The sequence below is a fragment of the Paenibacillus sp. J31TS4 genome, from assembly GCF_018403265.1.
Lineage (GTDB): Bacteria > Bacillota > Bacilli > Paenibacillales > NBRC-103111 > J31TS4.
Map to the genome: position 1 here is coordinate 246,119 of NZ_BOSI01000002.1, position 16,265 is coordinate 262,383.

A 16,265-nucleotide genomic window follows, 5' to 3' on the forward strand; every position below is an offset into this window, starting at 1 on the left:
GACCCGGTTGTTCAAGTTTATAGGGAACAAAAAAATACTGGTTCTGTTGCTCTCCTTGATCGTTTTCGTCGCCCTGATGGGGTTCACGCTTGCCAAACGGGAAAAACTGTCCTGGCCGGAAAAATTCATCAAAGATACGGTTACCTGGACGCAGAGTCTCTTCTATCGGCCTGCCGGAGCAGTAGCGGGCTTCTTCGGAGACATCCGGGACATGAGCATCCTCTATGAGGAGAACAAGGCCTTGAAGATGACGCTGTCCAGCTACGCCAGAGACACGATGCGGCTGAACGAGCTGGAGGCACAGAACAAGAGTCTGAAGGAACTGCTGAACTTTACCGAGAGGCAGAAGAATGCCGATAACTACAAGTATCACGTCGCCGAGGTTATCTCGATGAGCCCGGACCCGTTTACCAATACGGTCAACATCAACCTGGGCGGACGTGACGGCCTGAAGGAGAATATGGCGGTCATCTCCGTCAAAGGGCTGATCGGCCGGATCGACAAGGTCTCCGAGTTTACGTCCACCGTTCAGCTCCTAACCGAGATCGACGACACGAACAACACCTCCAAGGCAATAGCAGCAACGGTTAAGGACAAGGAGAACCAGTCGTTCGGGATCATTCAGAATTACGACCGCGAACAGAAAAAGCTGATCATGACCAACATCGAAACGACGGATCCGCTCCAGGTCGGAGATACCGTCATCACCTCCGGCATGGGTCTCGTATTCCCAAAAGGGATCGAGATCGGCAAGGTCGTCGCCAAGGAGGTCGGCGAGTTCGGAATCAACTACAAGGCGACGATCGAACCTTCCGCTACGTTCCGCCATCTGTCCGAGGTGCTGGTCGTGGAAGTGCCGGGGGTGGGATAACGCATGCAGCGCAACGGACTTGCGTTAACGGCCTTCGTGCTCTTCCTGTTGGAAGGAACGCTGGCCAAGTGGATCATCCCCGCCTCCTGGCAGACGGATGTCGTGGTGGCTCCGCATCTTGTCCTCGTCTTCATCCTTTATATTAGTATTTTCATCGGCCGGCGCCAGGGACTGTTTTACGGTCTTGGCTTCGGTCTGCTGCATGATATCGTCTATTACGGTCCAATGATCGGACCGTACACGCTGACGATGGCGGCCTCCGCCTATTTGACGGGGCTGATCGCATCCCGCTCGCGAGGGCAAATTCTGACGACGCTGTTTTTCGTCGTCGTCGGCAATCTGGTCTTCGAGTGGATGATCTACGGCATCTACCGCGTCTACCAGGTTACCCACACGGACGTCGAGTGGGTGTTCTCCCGGCTTATCCTGCCGAGCGTGCTGTTCAATCTGCTGTTCTCCCTGGCCGTCTACATACCGGTCCGCAGATTGTTCGACTGGCTGCACGGCATCAAACGGGATGCCACGCAGTAAGAGAAGGCTTCCTCGCGGAGCCGCTCTGTCGCCGGGCTTATCAAGCAGGGGGTACGTAAACAAAATGACTGCTGCCAAACATCATGTTACGATAAAAGGGACGAAGGACGGGCTCGTGTTCGTGTTGGATGACACCTGCCGGTTCAGCGAGCTGCTAGGCGAGCTGAAGCACAAGCTGGAGACGACCCACCAGCAGATCCTGACGGGGCCGCTGATCCACGTGCAGATCAAGCTCGGCGGCCGTATCTTGAACGAAGCGGACAAGGAAGAGATCCGCGAGCTGATCGGCTGCCGCGGCAACCTCGTCATCCAGTCGATCGAAACGGACGGCGAGCCGCCTGTCCCGAAAGCATGGCTCGAGAACCATATCAAGGTCATTCGGGGCATTGTCCGCTCCGGACAGACGCTCAGGGAGGACGAAAGCCTGCTGCTGATCGGGGATGTCAATCCGGGCGGCTCGGTACTCTCCACCGGAGACATCTACATACTCGGCTCGCTGCGCGGCATGGCACACGCAGGAATCGAGGGGGACGAGCAGGCGGTGATTGCCGCGTCCCATCTGCGGCCGACCCAGCTGAGAATAGCGGAGATCGTCAGCCGGCCGCCGGACGAATGGGGCATCGGCGAAGCCTTTATGGAATTCGCGTATATACGCAATGGAGTTATGGAAATTGATACGATCAATCACTTTCACCGGCTGCGTCCGGAGCGCGGGAAAGGTTGAGCGAGCGGGATGGGGAGTGTACGCATGGGAGAAGCAATCGTCGTCACCTCGGGTAAAGGCGGTGTAGGCAAGACTACGACCTCGGCCAATTTGGGGACAGCCTTAGCCTTGCAGGGCAAAAAGGTCGTTATGGTCGACACCGATATCGGGCTCCGGAACCTGGATGTCGTAATGGGGCTGGAGAACCGCATCATCTATGATCTCGTCGACGTAGTGGAGGGACGCTGCCGGCTGCCGCAGGCGCTCGTGCGCGACAAGCGGTTCGACGAGCTGTACCTGCTGCCGGCCGCCCAGACGAAGGACAAGGATTCCGTCACGCCGGAGAACGTGCGGGATTTGGTGCTCGAGTTGAAAAAGGATCACGATTTCGTCATCATCGACTGTCCGGCCGGCATCGAGCGGGGCTTTCGCAACGCCGTGGCCGGCGCGGACAGGGCGATCGTCGTCACGACGCCGGAGCATGCGGCCGTCCGTGATGCCGACCGGATTATCGGTCTTTTGGAGAAGGAAAAGCTCGAGCCGCCCAAGCTCATCATTAACCGGATCCGGTCGCAAATGATGAAGAAGGGCGAGATGCTGGAGGTCGACGAGATCTGCCAGGTGCTCGCCATTGACCTGCTCGGCATCGTACCCGATGACGAGCGCGTCATTCGCGCCGCGAACAGCGGAGAGCCGACTGTCGTAGATCCGTCCTCCCGCGCTGCTCTCGCTTACCGGAACATCGCAAGACGCATTCTTGGGGATACGGTTCCCCTCCTTTCGCTGGAGGAGCGGCCCGGCCTGGTGCAAAAGATTAAGCAGTTCTTCGGAATGGGCTGATCGCCTTGCTAACCAAGCTCAAACGGATCGACTGGACGATCGTGACGATCCTGGTTCTGTTCATGATCATCAGCACCATGCTCATTTACAGCGCCACCGTGGATAACCCCAGATATGCCAGCCTAAACTTTCAGAAGAAAAACCTGATCTATTACGGAATGGGTTTCTTTATCTTCACCGTCGTTACGTTCGTCAACTACCGGCTGCTGCTCAAGCTGTCCTGGGTCATGTACGGAGCCGGCATTGTCCTGCTGCTCGGCCTCTATAAATTCGGTACGGTCCGAGACGGCGCGATCGGCTGGTACGAGCTCGGGGGATTGGATTTCCAGCCGGCCGAGTTTATGAAGATCGCGCTGATTCTGGCGGTAGCCTCCTTCATGGCCAGGCGGGCAGGGAATTACTTGAGGCTCGGGGCGGACGTCGTGCCGATCGGGCTGATTGTTCTGGTTCCGTTCGTGCTCGTTTTCCAGCAGCCCGACCTGGGCAACGCCGTGATCTATCTGGTTATTTTGCTCGGCATGTTCTGGATCGGCAACATTCGATTCTCGCATGTGGTGATCGGGACCGCCGTCTGCGCCGGCTTTGTCGCCTTGTTCCTCTATCTGTATACGGCGTACCATATCCCGATCAAGACGTATTTGAACGAGCACGAAAAAGGCCACTGGGCGACGAGGATCGATACCTACCTTTACCCCGAGCAGGCTTCGCGGGATGAGCGGCTGCAGCTGGAGCGCTCGAAGATCGCCATCGGCTCCGGCTCCTTGTGGGGGGACGGCTACCTGCAAGGGGACTCGATCCACAAGAACTTCATTCCCGTTGCTTATACAGATGCCATCTTCGTCGTGGTGGGCGAAGAATTCGGCTTCATCGGCGGCTCCGTCCTCCTCATGCTCTTCTTTACGTTCCTCTACCGAATGATATTGATCGCGCTCCAGACGCACGATCCGCGCGGCTCCTATATCATCATCGGGATCGTCTCCATGTACGTGTTCCAGATCTTCGAGAACATCGGCATGTGGTTCGGCCTGCTGCCGGTGACGGGGGTTACCCTGCCCTTCATCAGCTACGGGGGAACGTCACTCATGATCAACATGGTGTCAATCGGCCTCGTGATGAGCATTCTCATCCATCAGGAGCCGGAAGAAGAGCTTGAAGTCTGAGCCGCCTAATCCGACTGCGGACCCGTACGGGGCTGCAAGCACCCGGGTTCGCCTCTATCCTTTCATCGGGAAAGAGGCGAACCCGGGTGTTTTTGCTTGTTGGACATTCGGAGGCAGCTGCCCGCTCCTTCGGCGCTCGTCCTCATAGTTCGGCGCTCGTCCTCATACGATGAAAGAAGAGGATCGTACGGGGAGGGGACAAACGAATGGAAGAGACGAACAGCAAGCGGGGCCGCCAATCGAGAGCACCCGGTTACGGAGGCCAAATCGGCTGGGCGGGCGGCAGCCCGCACCATGCGGCGAGCAGCCGGACGCAGGGAGAGGCAGGCTCGGCACGTACGCCGAGCGGCTCTCGGCGAGAGGAAGCTGGCGGAGAGCATTCAGTGAGCGGCTCGTCGTATACGGAAGGGGTCCCGCCACGTGCGGCCGGAGGCCCGTCGCGAGAGGCGAGTGGCTCGCCACGTGGGGCCAGCGGTCCGTCGCGAGAGGCCAGCGGCCAAGCACCCGCAGGAGCCGGGCCGGATTACCCGGGAGACCGCCGGGCCGGCAGCCAGACTGGCGGCTCGCTGCTCCGCCGATTGGATGGGGCTGAGAGGCGGGAGAGCCGCGGGCCTTCCGGCTGGGCCGGACAGGGAGGAGGCGCGGCCCAGCCGGGAAGCGGGTACCCGGCGGCCAATGCCGCGGCCGGCGGACGCCCGATCGACCGGCCGGAGAGCCGACCGCCGCTCGCCGGAGGACGCGGCTGGAACGGTCCGCAGCCGCCGTCCGGCTATGGGAGCAGGCCGCCCTGGCTGGACGAGGCGTCCGACCCGCGCTGGCGCGATCCAGAGTTCGTCTGGCGCATGAAGGAGAGGCAGTTCTTCGAGCAGCTCGCTGCCCGTCCCGTTGGAGGAGACGGAGGCCCACATCCGCCGGCACCGGGAGGCGGGAAGAAGCTCCTGCCGATACGCCTCCTCCTGTCGCTGGCGCTTTTTTTAAGCGCTGCCGCCGTGCTTCGGTACGACCTGCCGGGAGCCGAGCGCGCACGGTTGTGGGTACAGACGGCGCTGACAAAGGAGATGGGCTTCGACACGGCAGCCGCGTGGTATGAGCGCCGGTTTGGCAGCATCCCCTCCTTTCTCCCCGCCTTCCGGCAGAACAACCGGGAGGCCAAGGAGGCGGCGGCCAAGTCAGCTATCCGGTTCGCGGCGCCGGTTAGCGGGAAGCTCGCGTCGGTTTATACCAAAGAAAAGCCCTACGTCGTTCTCGAGACGGCGCCCCATGCCTCCGTCCGGTCGGTCGAGACGGGAAGAATTTCCTTCGCAGGCACGCGGGAAGAGACCGGCTACACGATCGTCGTTCAGCACGCGGGCGGCCTGCAGTCCACCTACGGCTACTTGACGCCGGGCTCTTGGGAGGCCAGCGACTGGCTGAATGCGGGCGCGGTGATCGGGACTCCGGCATCGGCAGCGGGAGCGGCGCCCAGGCTGTATTTTTCGGTCAGCCGGGATGGACAGCCTCTGAATCCGCAGGATGTGGTCGCCTTTGATTAGGGCGGCCGGCATCCGTCTCCGCTTTCATCCGCTTTTCGTCCTGCTCCTCGGTCTGTCCCTCCTTACAGGATATTTCGTCGAAATGCTGACGCTGTTCGGCATCGTCTTCATCCACGAGCTGGGCCACGCCGCAGCGGCTCGCAGCTTTGGCTGGAAGGTGACGGAGATTCAGCTGCTCCCGTTCGGCGGGGTGGCGGTGGTCGAGGACTCGGGCGCCATCCCGGCGCGGGAGGAGATTGCCGTCGCACTGGCGGGACCGCTGCAAAACGGCTGGATGGCGCTGCTCGCCCAGTTCATGCTGCATGCGGGGTGGGGGAATCCCGACTGGTGGGCCTATTTTCTCGAGGCGAATCTGATGCTGGCGCTGTTCAACCTGCTACCGGTACTGCCGCTCGACGGCGGAAAAATTACGCAGGCGCTGATGAGCTACGGACTCAGCTACTACCGGACGCTGCTTGCCGGCTCGCTCGTCAGCCTCGTCCTCAGCGTCTTCGTCATCGCCGCTTCGCTCTTCGGCCGTGAGGGCGGACTGCAGCTGAATCTCCTCGCCATCGGTCTTTTTCTGCTCAGCTCGAATTGGTACGGCTACCGGCATCTGCCTTTTCAGTTTCTCCGGTTCCTGATGGCCAGGGGCAGCCGGTTTGCGCGAACACTTCCACGGGGGACGCTTGCCCGCCCCCTTCTCGTCCCCGGCGGGATGACGGTTCGAGAGATTCTCCGGCTGTTCATGCGGGAGCAGGTTCACCTGGTCTTTATCCTCGACGAGGTCGGACAGATCCGCCAGATCGTCCCCGAGCAGCCGCTCATCGACAGCTATTTTGACGCCGAAAAAACAAACCGTGCGGTTTCCGATCTATTCTTGTAAGATAGAGATTATTGCGTTTAGGGGTAGAGGGTGATCGGATGAGACAGATATTGATTCATAGACAGGAAGGCATGAGCCGGGTGGCCGTTCTGGAGGACGGCCGGCTCGCAGAGGTGTTCGCGGAGCGGCCGGAGGAACGGGAGCGGGCGGGCGACATCTACTTGGGCACCGTTATGCAGGTCGTGCCCGGCCTGCAGGCGGCGTTCGTCGACATCGGGCTGACGCGGAACGCGTACCTCTATGTCGATGACCTGCTGCCGGCCCATCTGGCCCGCCAGCCCAAGGACAAGCCGGCGATCGGCGAGCTCGTGAGCGAGGGAGACCGGGTGCTCGTCCAGGTGAAAAAGGAGCCGAGCGGAACCAAGGGCGCGCGGGTGACGACCCACTTCACGCTGCCGGGACGCTGGGTCGTCTATATGCCGGGAGCGGACTATGCGGCCATCTCGCGGAAGATCGTATCCTCGGAAGAGAAGAGCCGGCTAAAGCGGATCGGGGAACAGCTGCGACGGCCCGGCGACGGCCTCATCTTGCGGACCGTGGCCGAAGGCGTGCCGGCGGACGTGCTCGAGCAGGATCTGGCGGGACTGTGCGAAGCATGGCAGGGCATTCTGGAGAAGGCCGCGACCGCGGGGCCACCGGCTCTCTTGTACAGCGACCTGGAGCTCATCCCCCGCCTCGTTCGCGACCTCTTCACCGGACCCGCGGACGAACTGCATGTCGACGATCCCGAGACGATGAAGGCGATCGAGGGTCAGCTCCGGCAGTCGCCGGCCGATTGGAGGGGGCGCGTGTTCGTGCATACGGAGGAGAAGCCGCTGTTCGCCACCTTCGGCATCGAGGAGGAGCTGGACCGGCTGTTCCACCGCAAGCTGTGGCTGGAGAGCGGCGGCTATCTCGTCATTGACCAGACCGAGGCGCTGACTGTGATCGATGTGAATACCGGCAAATATACCGGCGATACGGATCTTGAGCAGACGGCCTTCAATACGAACCGGGAAGCGGCTCAGCTGATCGCGCGGCTCGTCCGGCTGCGTGATCTCGGCGGCATGATCGTCGTCGACTTCATCGACATGGAGGAGGAGGAGCACCGCGATCGGATCTTCGAGGTGCTGGAAGCGAGCGTCCGTCCGGACCGGACCAGGACGAATATCGTCGGCTGGACGAAGCTGGGGCTCTTCGAGATGACGCGCAAGAAAGTCCGCCCGAGCTGGGAGGAGCAGATGGCCCGTTCGTGTTCGCATTGCGGAGGAACCGGCAGGATCCATCTGCTGCCTTAGCGGACTCTTATGCGATCGGGGCTCGAAGCTGCCAGTGCTTGCGGGCTCCTCTTTTTCGTGGATTTGCCTACCGGCTGACGGTTGACTGAGCCGGGCGTTTGTGCTAAGATTATTCAGGTATGTTGCATGCAACATGCTGTATACCGCACACGTCGGGTCGAAGAGCGGAATACGGTTCATCCGTACAAGCCACCTGGTACGTTGGCGAGTCTGAGACATGAGGAGGTGCAACAAGAATGTACGCTATTATCGAAACAGGCGGCAAGCAGTACAAGGTTCAGGAAGGCGACGTCATCTACGTTGAGAAGCTGAACGCAGGCGAAGGCGAAGTCGTTTCCTTCGACCGCGTCCTGATGGTATCCGGTGACAACGGAGTATCGATCGGTGCCCCGGTTGTATCCGGCGCTACAGTTTCCGGCAAAGTGGAAGCCCACGGCAAAGGCCGCAAGATCATCGTTTACAAGTACAAGGCGAAGAAGAACTACCGCCGTAAGCAAGGTCATCGTCAGCCGTTCACTAAAGTTGTGATCGACAAGATCCAAGCGTAAGAGGCCGGCTATGATTCGTGTTCAGATCCAGAGACGGACAGCGGACGATTCGATTCGTTCGTTTACCGTGAAGGGCCATGCCGACTACGCGGAATCGGGCAAGGACATCGTCTGCGCCGGAGTTTCGACGGTTACGGTAGGAACGGTGAACGCCGCCGAGGCGGTGCTCGGCATCCAGATGGAGGCCGGCATGAAGCACGGTTGGGTGGAAGCCTCTGTCCCCGCGGGTCTTTCTGAAGACCTGGAGCATAAGCTTCAGCTTTTGCTCGAATCGATGGTCGTCATGCTTCAATCTATAGAACAATCGTACGGTTCTTATATAACAATTGAACAAAGAAGGAGGTAGACAAGTATGTTGAAGCTGGATCTTCAGTTGTTCGCATCCAAAAAGGGTGTCGGCTCCACAAAGAACGGACGTGACAGCATTGCGAAGCGCCTTGGCGTGAAGCGTGCCGACGGCCAAACGGTAACAGCCGGCAGCATCCTGGTCCGCCAGCGCGGAACCAAGATTCACCCGGGCAACAACGTGGGTATCGGTTCGGACGACACGCTGTTCGCGAAAGTGGAAGGCGTTGTGAAATTCGAACGTTGGGGCCGCGATCGCAAGAAAGTGAGCGTCTACCCGGTAACGGCTGCTGCGCCGGTTGCGGCTGCAGTGGAAAATTAATTCACATCTCCAAGACTCCGGCACATGTTGCCGGAGTTTTTTTATCACGGATGGCAGGATGCGGACGCTTCGCGAGAGTCTTCGGCCTGCCGGGCAAGCGCTTTAGCGGCCCGGCTCCTGGCGGTGCCTGAGAGAAGCAAGATGCTAAGACAGACGGGGGAGAGCGCAGGCAATGAACCGCAATCGACGGATGCAGCAGGGGGCCGGCAGTTTGGCTGCCGTCTCTCTGGTGGCGATGACTCTTTTTCCGCTTCCCCTCTATGGGAGAATTGCGGCGGCTCTTCTGCTGCTTCTCGGAGGCTACGGCTGGCTGCGCGCCGCCTATGCCCGGCACCGGGAAAAGAGTGACGCGCGCCTTCTCGCCACGCTCGCCCATCATCGGCACGACTGGATGAACGACGTCCAGGTGCTGTTTGGATTGGTGCGGCTCGGCAAGTTTGATAAGCTCCAGCCCTACTTGGATAAACTAAAGCATACTTTGCATCAGGAGAGCTGCATCGCGAGGCTGGGCAACCCGGAGCTGGCGGCGTATCTGGCCTCCTTCCGCACAGTCCGGCGTCCATTCGAGCTCGAGGTGCTGACCGAGCACGAGATTCAGCTGGAGCGAGTGCCGCTTCCTCCGGAGACGGCGGCTGCTCTCGTCATCGGGATCATCGAATGCTATTGCGAGGCCGCGGTTGCCTCAGACGGGGAACCGAGCAGTCTGAGCATCGAGCTGGCGGTTGAGGAGAACCGTCTCCTGATCGATTACGTATACGACGGGGAATACAACCGCGAGCTGCTGCAGGACAGTCTGGACCGGCTGCTGCGGCGAACCGCCTTCAGTGAGGCCGAGCTGGAGCGGGAATGGGAGGACGAGCGGGCGGCGATGGCCGTCAGGCTTCCCTATTTGTCCATGAAAGATACAGCGGGGTGATCGGATACATGTTCGTGGATAAAGCGAAGATATATGTAAAAGGCGGCGACGGCGGCGACGGCATCGTGGCGTTCCGCCGGGAAAAATACGTGCCGGAAGGGGGACCTGCCGGCGGCGACGGCGGCAATGGCGGCGACGTCGTCTTCCGGGTAGACGAAGGACTCCGGACGCTGGTTGATTTTCGCTACCAGCGCCACTTCAAGGCAGACCGCGGCGTCAAGGGCCGCAACAAATCGATGCACGGCGCCAACGCCGACGATATGATCGTCCGCGTCCCTCCGGGCACGGTGGTCATAGACGACGATACCAGCGAGGTGATCGCCGACTTGACGCACCACGGCCAGGAGGTCGTCATCGCCAAAGGAGGCCGTGGCGGACGGGGCAATACCCGTTTCGCCACGCAGACGAATACGGCGCCCGAGATCGCGGAGAACGGTGAGGAGGGACAGGAGCGCTGGGTCACCCTCGAGCTGAAGGTGATCGCAGACGTCGGCCTCGTGGGCTTCCCGAGCGTTGGCAAGTCGACGCTTCTGTCAGTCGTCTCCGGTGCGCAGCCGAAGATCGCCGCGTACCACTTCACGACGCTGTCGCCCAATCTGGGAGTCGTCGACGTAGGGGAAGGACGCAGCTTCGTCATGGCGGATCTGCCGGGCTTGATCGAGGGGGCGTCCAGCGGCGTCGGCCTGGGCCATGAGTTCCTTCGGCACGTCGAGCGGACACGTCTGATCGTCCATGTCGTGGACATCGCTGCGACGGACGGGCGCGATCCTTATGAGGATTGGCTGCAGATCAACGAGGAGCTGAGGCTGTACAACGCCAAGCTCGAGGAACGGCCGCAGATTGTCGTAGCCAACAAGATGGACATGCCCGAAGCAGAGGAGAACCTCCGCGTCTTCCGGGAGAAGCTCGAGAAGCACGGCGTGACCGAGATCTTCCCGATCTCCGGCGTGACCCGCCAGGGCGTCCAGGAGCTCATGTACGTCATTGCGGATCGTCTCGATGCCATTCCCGACCAGCGTGTGGTCGAGGAAGTGCCGGAGACCGAGGAGCGCAAGATCTACCGGTACAAGAACCGGCAGGACAACGACTTCACCATCCGCCGCGAGAACGATGTCTTCATCGTCGAGAGCGAGTCGATCGAGAAGCTGATCAAGCGGACGAATTTCGGCTCCCAGGATGCGGTTGCCCGCTTTGCCCGCATTCTGCGCAAGATGGGTGTCGATGCCGAGCTGCGCAGACGGGGGGCCAAAGACGGCCAGACGATACGCATCGCCGACTTCGAATTCGACTTCGTGGAATACGAATAACGGACAAGCGCCGCGCGAGCAAAAAGCACATACCGATAATCCGTCCCGCCGGGACGGACGCCGACCGGCGGAACCGGGACAACCGGGGCCGCCGGTCTTTTGTATGGGAATAGAAGCCAAGATCGTTCGGTTTTTAAGAAGTACGGCCGGGGCAGAAGCCCTTGGCTTTTTTGGCCCGGCCTATTGCCGAACGGAAGGACGTGCGTTATAATGTCCACTATACAAAAACAATAGTCTACCAGGGAAGGACGAACGCCGGCGTGTTGGAGAAAAACAAGGCGGAGCCGATGTACTTGGTGAAGGAGGATTGTCTCCCGGAGGCGCTGATCAAGACCATGCAGGCGAAGGATCTGCTGGCGAGCGGGGCCGTCAAGACGATCCACGAGGCCGTCGACCGCGTCGGTTTGAGCCGCAGCGCTTTTTACAAGTACAAGGACGGCATCTTCCCGCTCAGCAAGCTGGAACGGGAGCGCATCGTCACCCTTTCCCTTATGCTGGAACACCGCTCGGGCATTCTCTCCCGAGTGCTGGCCCTGATAGCCGGGCTGGAAGGAAACGTGCTGACGATTCACCAGACGATCCCGCTGCAGGGACTCGCCAATGCGGTCATCTCGATCGAGACGTCCTCGATGGGCGAACGCTATCAGGAGATGCTGGATACGCTGGACGCGCTGGACGGGGTCCGCAAGCTGATCGTCATCGGGCAAGGCTAGAAGCGCCCTATAGCGGCGTTATTCAATTATAGGAAGCAATGGGGGAACGTGGATGAAGCCGGTCAAGGTTGGATTGCTTGGTCTCGGAACGGTCGGGACTGGAGTTGTACGAATTGTGGAAGGCCACCAGGAGGATCTGCACAGACAGACAGGGGCGGCCATCCAAATTGAGAAGATCCTGGTCAAGGACCGGAGCAAAGCCAGGTCCGTCTCCATCGATGCGGATAAGGTCACACTCGATCCGATGGACATTCTGAACAACCCGGATATCGACGTGGTCGTCGAAGTGATGGGAGGCATTACGCCGACCAAGGATTACATTCTGGAGGCGCTGAGCCGCGGCAAGCATGTCGTCACGGCGAACAAGGATCTGATGGCGCTTCACGGACCGGAGATCATGAAGAAGGCGGAAGAGAAAGGCTGCGATGTCTTCTATGAGGCGAGCGTGGCCGGAGGCATTCCGATTATCCGGACGCTGGCTGAGGGCTTCTCGTCCGACCGGATTACAAAGATTATGGGCATCGTGAACGGCACGACCAACTATATCCTGTCGAAGATGAGCCAGGAAGGGGCTGCTTACGCGGATGTGCTCAAGGAGGCCCAGGAGCTAGGCTATGCAGAGGCCGATCCGACCTCGGACGTCGAGGGGCTGGACGCCGCCCGTAAGATGACGATTCTCGGCACGCTCGGCTTCAACGTCAATGTGGCGCTTAGCGACGTGACGGTCAAGGGCATCTCGCAGGTGACCAAAGAGGACATCCTGTACGGCAAGAAGCTCGGCTACGAGGTGAAGCTGCTCGGCATCGCGGAGAGAACGGGCGACAGCATCAGCGTCTCGGTTCAGCCGACGATGGTGAAGACGACCCATCCGCTAGCTTCGGTGGGCGGCGTGTTCAACGCCGTGTACGTCTATGGAGAAGCGGTAGGCGAGACGATGTTCTACGGTCCGGGTGCCGGCGAGATGCCGACGGCTACCTCGATCGTCGCCGACCTGGTCGCGGTCGTCAAGAATATGGGACTCGGCGTCAACGGTCGCAGAGGGGTCGCACCTTATAAGGAGAAGAAGCTGAAGACCGACGAGGAGATCAACTCGAAGAACTATATTCTGCTTCATGTGGAGGACAAGGCGGGCGTGCTTGCCCGGATCACCCAAGTGTTCTCGGCGCATGATGTCAGTCTCGAATCGGTGCTGCAGCATCCGAATCCGACCAACCCCAAGGCTGAGATCATCATCATCACCCACGACGCCTCCCAGGCCAATATGAAGAAGGTACTCAAGGACTTTGAGAGCCTTGACGTCATCGACAAGATCAAGAGCGTCTACCGGGTCGAAGGCTGACCGGGACGCTAAACGCAAAAACGAAACTCTACACATAGATTAGGAGCTGCCTACGCATGCGATATATGGGATTGCTGAATCAATACAAAGAGTATCTGCCGGTTACCGAGAACACGCCCGCACTGACGCTGCACGAGGGCAATACGCCGCTCGTGCGCGCGGAGAAGCTTTCCGAGGAGCTCGGCCTGAACGTCTACTTCAAATATGAGGGCTTGAACCCAACCGGCTCGTTCAAGGACCGCGGTATGGTAATGGCTGTCGCCAAGGCGATGGAGGAAGGCAGCCGGACGATCATGTGCGCGTCCACAGGGAACACATCGGCGGCCGCAGCCGCATATGCCGCGCGCGGCAACCTGAACTGCATCGTGCTCATTCCGAACAACAACATTGCGCTCGGCAAGCTGGCGCAGGCGATCATTTACGGAGCCAAGGTGATTGCGATCGAGGGGAACTTCGACCGGGCGCTCGAGATCGTGCGGGAGATTACCGCGAAGCATCCGATCACGCTCGTCAACTCCGTCAACCCGTACCGGATCGAAGGGCAGAAGACGGCGGCTTTCGAGGTGTGCGACCAGCTCGGGGAAGCGCCGGATTATCTTGCAATTCCGGTCGGCAACGCGGGCAACATCTCCGCCTACTGGAAGGGGTTCAAGGAATACCGTGAGGCCGGCAAGAGCGGCAAACTGCCCAAGATGATCGGCTTTGAGGCGGAAGGCGCCATGGCGATCGTGAAGGGCGAGCCGATCCGCAATCCGGAGACGGTGGCGACCGCCATCCGCATCGGCAATCCGGCGAGCTGGACGACGGCCGTCCAGGCGGCGGAGGAATCGGGCGGCCAGATCAACTATGTGACGGACGACGAGATTCTGCACGCATACCGGACGATTGCGTCCAAAGAGGGCGTATTCGCCGAGCCGGCATCCGCCGCATCCATCGCGGGCGTCATGAAGCTGAAGAAGGAAGGCTACTTCCAAGGCGGCGAAACCGTCGTCTGCGTCCTGACCGGACATGGCCTCAAGGATCCGAACATCGCGATCAAGACGGTCGCTTCCGATCCGCTTGTCGTCGAGGACAGCGAAGAAGCGGTCATGGAAGCGATCCGCAAGCTGGAAGGCTAGGTGGGCGATGACGATGGAAAAGGTGCGGGTCCGCATTCCCGCCAGCACAGCCAACCTGGGGCCGGGCTTCGATTCGCTCGGCATGGCGCTCAACCTGTACGCCTGGATCGAGATGGAGGAGGCCGAAACGACGCGCTTCCATCTGTACGGCGACCATATGGACGGCGTCCCGACTGACAAAACCAATCTCATCTATCAAGTGGCGCAGCTCGTCTTCAACCGGGCGGGCGTCTCGGTGCCCGAGCTGGCCATTTCCATGTACAGCGATATTCCGCTGACTAGGGGCCTCGGCAGCAGCGCCTCCGCCATCGTCGGCGCGCTTGCCGCAGCCAACGCGCTAATCGGAGAACCGCTCAGCAGGCAGGAGTTGTTCACGATGGCAACCGAGCTGGAGAAGCACCCGGACAATGTCGGGGCTTCGCTGTTCGGCGGCATTATCGCCTCGTATTGGGACGGAACGCGCGCCGAGCATTTGCGCATCGAACCGCTGCCCAGCCTCGAGGTGCTGGTCGCCATCCCTGCGTTCCAGCTGGCCACCGAGAAGGCGCGCCACGCGCTTCCAGACGAGGTGCCGATGAAGGACGCTGTGTTTAACGTCGGCCATTCGTCCGTGCTCGTGGCCGCGCTCTGCACCGGACGGTACGACGTCATCCGGCACGCCATGCAAGATGCACTGCATCAGCCGTACCGGGCGCCGCTCATACCGGGCATGCAGGCGATTCTCGCGCAGGCGGTCGACCACGGAGCGCTTGGCGTCGCGCTGAGCGGAGCCGGCCCTACGCTCTTGGCGTTGGTCGACGCGGGCAGCTCTCGGAAGCGGGAGCTCGAGCAATTTCTACTGGATACGCTTGGCGCCGAAGGCATAGCGGCCACCACGCTGTGCCTGAAGCCGGATCTGGCGGGCGTCTGCGTATTGACAGAGGACGACGGGAAGCGTACATTTATCGAAACGATTAAAGGAGAGGTCCGAGCGTGAAGAGAATTGCTTATCTGGGTCCCGAAGGAACCGTGTCCGACGAGTCGGCGCGCCACTTTTTTCAAGGGGAAGCCCACCAATTCATTCCCTATCGGCTCATCTCCGATGTGTACGGGGCAGCGGTTTCGGGAGAAGCCGCGGTCAGCGTCATTCCGATAGAGAATACGATCGACGGGTCCGTCAAGGATCACGTCGATTTGCTCGTCCATGGGAGCCCGCTGCCGATCCAGGCCGAGTGGGTGTACCCGTCCGTGCAGAATCTGATCGGCTATCGGCGCGGAGCTGGGGAAGCGGGCACATCGGACGAGCCGAAGGCGTCCCCCTACGCGGGCATCCGCAAGATCATCTCGATCGAAGTAGCGATCGCCCAATGCCGTACGTTCCTGAAGAACAACCTGCCGGGCGTCGAGTTCGAGTTCGTGAACAGCACGGCCGAGGGTGTCAAGCGGGTGATGGAAGCGAAGGACGAGGGACTAGCCGCGATCGGAACGAAGCTGGCCGCCGAGATGTACGGCCTCGATTTGTTGGCCGAGAACATTACCGATCACCAGAACAATTACACCCGTTTCATTCTGGTCGGCATGAATCCTCCGGAGCTGAGGCCGACGGAGACGTACAAGACGACGATCCTCGTAACGCTGCCGGAGGATTATCCGGGAGCGCTCCATCAGGTGCTGTCGGCGTTCGCTTGGAGAAGGGTCAACCTGTCCAAGATCGAGTCGCGGCCAACGAAGCTGAAGCTGGGCTCCTATTATTTCTACATTGACATCGAAGGCTCCATGAATTCGGTGCTCCTTCCTGCCGCCATCGCCGAGATTGAGGCGCTGGGCTGCCAGGTAAGGGTGCTGGGCTCCTATCCGACGTATCTGTACGAACAAGCACATCTGGAGGTGTAACCCGCT

Annotated in this window: 18 protein-coding genes; all 18 read left to right on the forward strand. The window is 60.4% G+C overall.

Annotation, left to right across the window (positions count from 1 at the left end):
• Window positions 1–7: 7 nt before the first annotated feature.
• The 18 genes from mreC to pheA all read left to right on the forward strand — a co-directional run bounded on the left by mreC (window position 8) and on the right by pheA (window position 16,259).
• Entirely contained in the window at window positions 8–871 is an 864-nt protein-coding gene (gene mreC / locus KJS47_RS11980; RefSeq protein ID WP_213525285.1) for a rod shape-determining protein MreC, read from the forward strand.
• Between the two features lie 3 nt (window positions 872–874).
• Complete coding sequence (gene mreD / locus KJS47_RS11985; protein WP_213525286.1) at window positions 875–1,402, forward strand: rod shape-determining protein MreD; 528 nt, start codon at window positions 875–877, stop codon at window positions 1,400–1,402.
• A gap of 64 nt (window positions 1,403–1,466) precedes the next feature.
• On the forward strand, window positions 1,467–2,126 hold the full coding sequence (gene minC / locus KJS47_RS11990; RefSeq protein WP_213525287.1) for a septum site-determining protein MinC: 660 nt from the start codon (window positions 1,467–1,469) through the stop codon (window positions 2,124–2,126).
• Between the two features lie 24 nt (window positions 2,127–2,150).
• Window positions 2,151–2,945 (forward strand): septum site-determining protein MinD, encoded by a 795-nt coding sequence (gene minD, locus KJS47_RS11995; protein WP_213525288.1) that lies wholly within the window; start codon window positions 2,151–2,153, stop codon window positions 2,943–2,945.
• 5 nt (window positions 2,946–2,950) lie between these two features.
• Window positions 2,951–4,105, forward strand: coding sequence for an FtsW/RodA/SpoVE family cell cycle protein (locus KJS47_RS12000; protein ID WP_213525289.1), 1,155 nt, complete (start codon window positions 2,951–2,953; stop codon window positions 4,103–4,105).
• Window positions 4,106–4,311: 206 nt separating this feature from the next.
• Window positions 4,312–5,637 carry a peptidoglycan DD-metalloendopeptidase family protein gene (locus KJS47_RS12005; RefSeq protein ID WP_213525290.1) on the forward strand — a complete coding sequence of 442 codons (1,326 nt, stop codon included), beginning with the start codon at window positions 4,312–4,314 and terminating at the stop codon, window positions 5,635–5,637.
• On the forward strand, window positions 5,630–6,502 hold the full coding sequence (locus KJS47_RS12010) for a M50 family metallopeptidase (protein WP_249716331.1): 873 nt from the start codon (window positions 5,630–5,632) through the stop codon (window positions 6,500–6,502). The genes KJS47_RS12005 and KJS47_RS12010 overlap by 8 nt, the downstream gene beginning before the upstream one ends.
• A gap of 38 nt (window positions 6,503–6,540) precedes the next feature.
• Window positions 6,541–7,779 carry an Rne/Rng family ribonuclease gene (locus tag KJS47_RS12015; protein ID WP_213525292.1) on the forward strand — a complete coding sequence of 413 codons (1,239 nt, stop codon included), beginning with the start codon at window positions 6,541–6,543 and terminating at the stop codon, window positions 7,777–7,779.
• A gap of 236 nt (window positions 7,780–8,015) precedes the next feature.
• A complete protein-coding gene (gene rplU / locus KJS47_RS12020) occupies window positions 8,016–8,327 on the forward strand; it encodes a 50S ribosomal protein L21 (RefSeq protein ID WP_213525293.1) in 312 nt (103 codons plus the stop codon).
• Between the two features lie 10 nt (window positions 8,328–8,337).
• Window positions 8,338–8,673, forward strand: coding sequence for a ribosomal-processing cysteine protease Prp (locus KJS47_RS12025; protein WP_213525294.1), 336 nt, complete (start codon window positions 8,338–8,340; stop codon window positions 8,671–8,673).
• A gap of 6 nt (window positions 8,674–8,679) precedes the next feature.
• Complete coding sequence (rpmA, locus tag KJS47_RS12030) at window positions 8,680–8,994, forward strand: 50S ribosomal protein L27 (protein WP_213525295.1); 315 nt, start codon at window positions 8,680–8,682, stop codon at window positions 8,992–8,994.
• A gap of 172 nt (window positions 8,995–9,166) precedes the next feature.
• Complete coding sequence (locus KJS47_RS12035) at window positions 9,167–9,910, forward strand: Spo0B domain-containing protein (protein ID WP_213525296.1); 744 nt, start codon at window positions 9,167–9,169, stop codon at window positions 9,908–9,910.
• Window positions 9,911–9,918: 8 nt separating this feature from the next.
• Window positions 9,919–11,217 (forward strand): GTPase ObgE, encoded by a 1,299-nt coding sequence (gene obgE / locus KJS47_RS12040; protein ID WP_213525297.1) that lies wholly within the window; start codon window positions 9,919–9,921, stop codon window positions 11,215–11,217.
• A 260-nt stretch (window positions 11,218–11,477) separates the two neighbouring features.
• On the forward strand, window positions 11,478–11,930 hold the full coding sequence (locus tag KJS47_RS12045; RefSeq protein WP_283772074.1) for an ACT domain-containing protein: 453 nt from the start codon (window positions 11,478–11,480) through the stop codon (window positions 11,928–11,930).
• Window positions 11,931–11,982: 52 nt separating this feature from the next.
• Window positions 11,983–13,269 carry a homoserine dehydrogenase gene (locus KJS47_RS12050; RefSeq protein ID WP_213525298.1) on the forward strand — a complete coding sequence of 429 codons (1,287 nt, stop codon included), beginning with the start codon at window positions 11,983–11,985 and terminating at the stop codon, window positions 13,267–13,269.
• 56 nt (window positions 13,270–13,325) lie between these two features.
• Complete coding sequence (gene thrC / locus KJS47_RS12055; protein ID WP_213525299.1) at window positions 13,326–14,387, forward strand: threonine synthase; 1,062 nt, start codon at window positions 13,326–13,328, stop codon at window positions 14,385–14,387.
• Between the two features lie 7 nt (window positions 14,388–14,394).
• Window positions 14,395–15,363 carry a homoserine kinase gene (gene thrB / locus KJS47_RS12060; protein ID WP_213525300.1) on the forward strand — a complete coding sequence of 323 codons (969 nt, stop codon included), beginning with the start codon at window positions 14,395–14,397 and terminating at the stop codon, window positions 15,361–15,363.
• Window positions 15,360–16,259 carry a prephenate dehydratase gene (gene pheA / locus KJS47_RS12065; protein ID WP_213525301.1) on the forward strand — a complete coding sequence of 300 codons (900 nt, stop codon included), beginning with the start codon at window positions 15,360–15,362 and terminating at the stop codon, window positions 16,257–16,259. The genes thrB and pheA overlap by 4 nt, the downstream gene beginning before the upstream one ends.
• Window positions 16,260–16,265: the final 6 nt, after the last annotated feature.

Bases quoted from the DNA above. Each gene is read 5' to 3' on its own strand.
- thrC (WP_213525299.1), top strand. From the start codon at position 13,326: ATGCGATATATGGGATTGCTGAATCAATACAAAGAGTATCTGCCGGTT.
- KJS47_RS12015 (WP_213525292.1), top strand. From the start codon at position 6,541: ATGAGACAGATATTGATTCATAGACAGGAAGGCATGAGCCGGGTGGCC.
- KJS47_RS12025 (WP_213525294.1), top strand. From the start codon at position 8,338: ATGATTCGTGTTCAGATCCAGAGACGGACAGCGGACGATTCGATTCGT.
- rpmA (WP_213525295.1), top strand. From the start codon at position 8,680: ATGTTGAAGCTGGATCTTCAGTTGTTCGCATCCAAAAAGGGTGTCGGC.
- rplU (WP_213525293.1), top strand. From the start codon at position 8,016: ATGTACGCTATTATCGAAACAGGCGGCAAGCAGTACAAGGTTCAGGAA.
- mreD (WP_213525286.1), top strand. From the start codon at position 875: ATGCAGCGCAACGGACTTGCGTTAACGGCCTTCGTGCTCTTCCTGTTG.
- KJS47_RS12050 (WP_213525298.1), top strand. From the start codon at position 11,983: ATGAAGCCGGTCAAGGTTGGATTGCTTGGTCTCGGAACGGTCGGGACT.
- KJS47_RS12035 (WP_213525296.1), top strand. From the start codon at position 9,167: ATGAACCGCAATCGACGGATGCAGCAGGGGGCCGGCAGTTTGGCTGCC.
- minC (WP_213525287.1), top strand. From the start codon at position 1,467: ATGACTGCTGCCAAACATCATGTTACGATAAAAGGGACGAAGGACGGG.
- KJS47_RS12005 (WP_213525290.1), top strand. From the start codon at position 4,312: ATGGAAGAGACGAACAGCAAGCGGGGCCGCCAATCGAGAGCACCCGGT.
- obgE (WP_213525297.1), top strand. From the start codon at position 9,919: ATGTTCGTGGATAAAGCGAAGATATATGTAAAAGGCGGCGACGGCGGC.
- thrB (WP_213525300.1), top strand. From the start codon at position 14,395: ATGACGATGGAAAAGGTGCGGGTCCGCATTCCCGCCAGCACAGCCAAC.
- minD (WP_213525288.1), top strand. From the start codon at position 2,151: ATGGGAGAAGCAATCGTCGTCACCTCGGGTAAAGGCGGTGTAGGCAAG.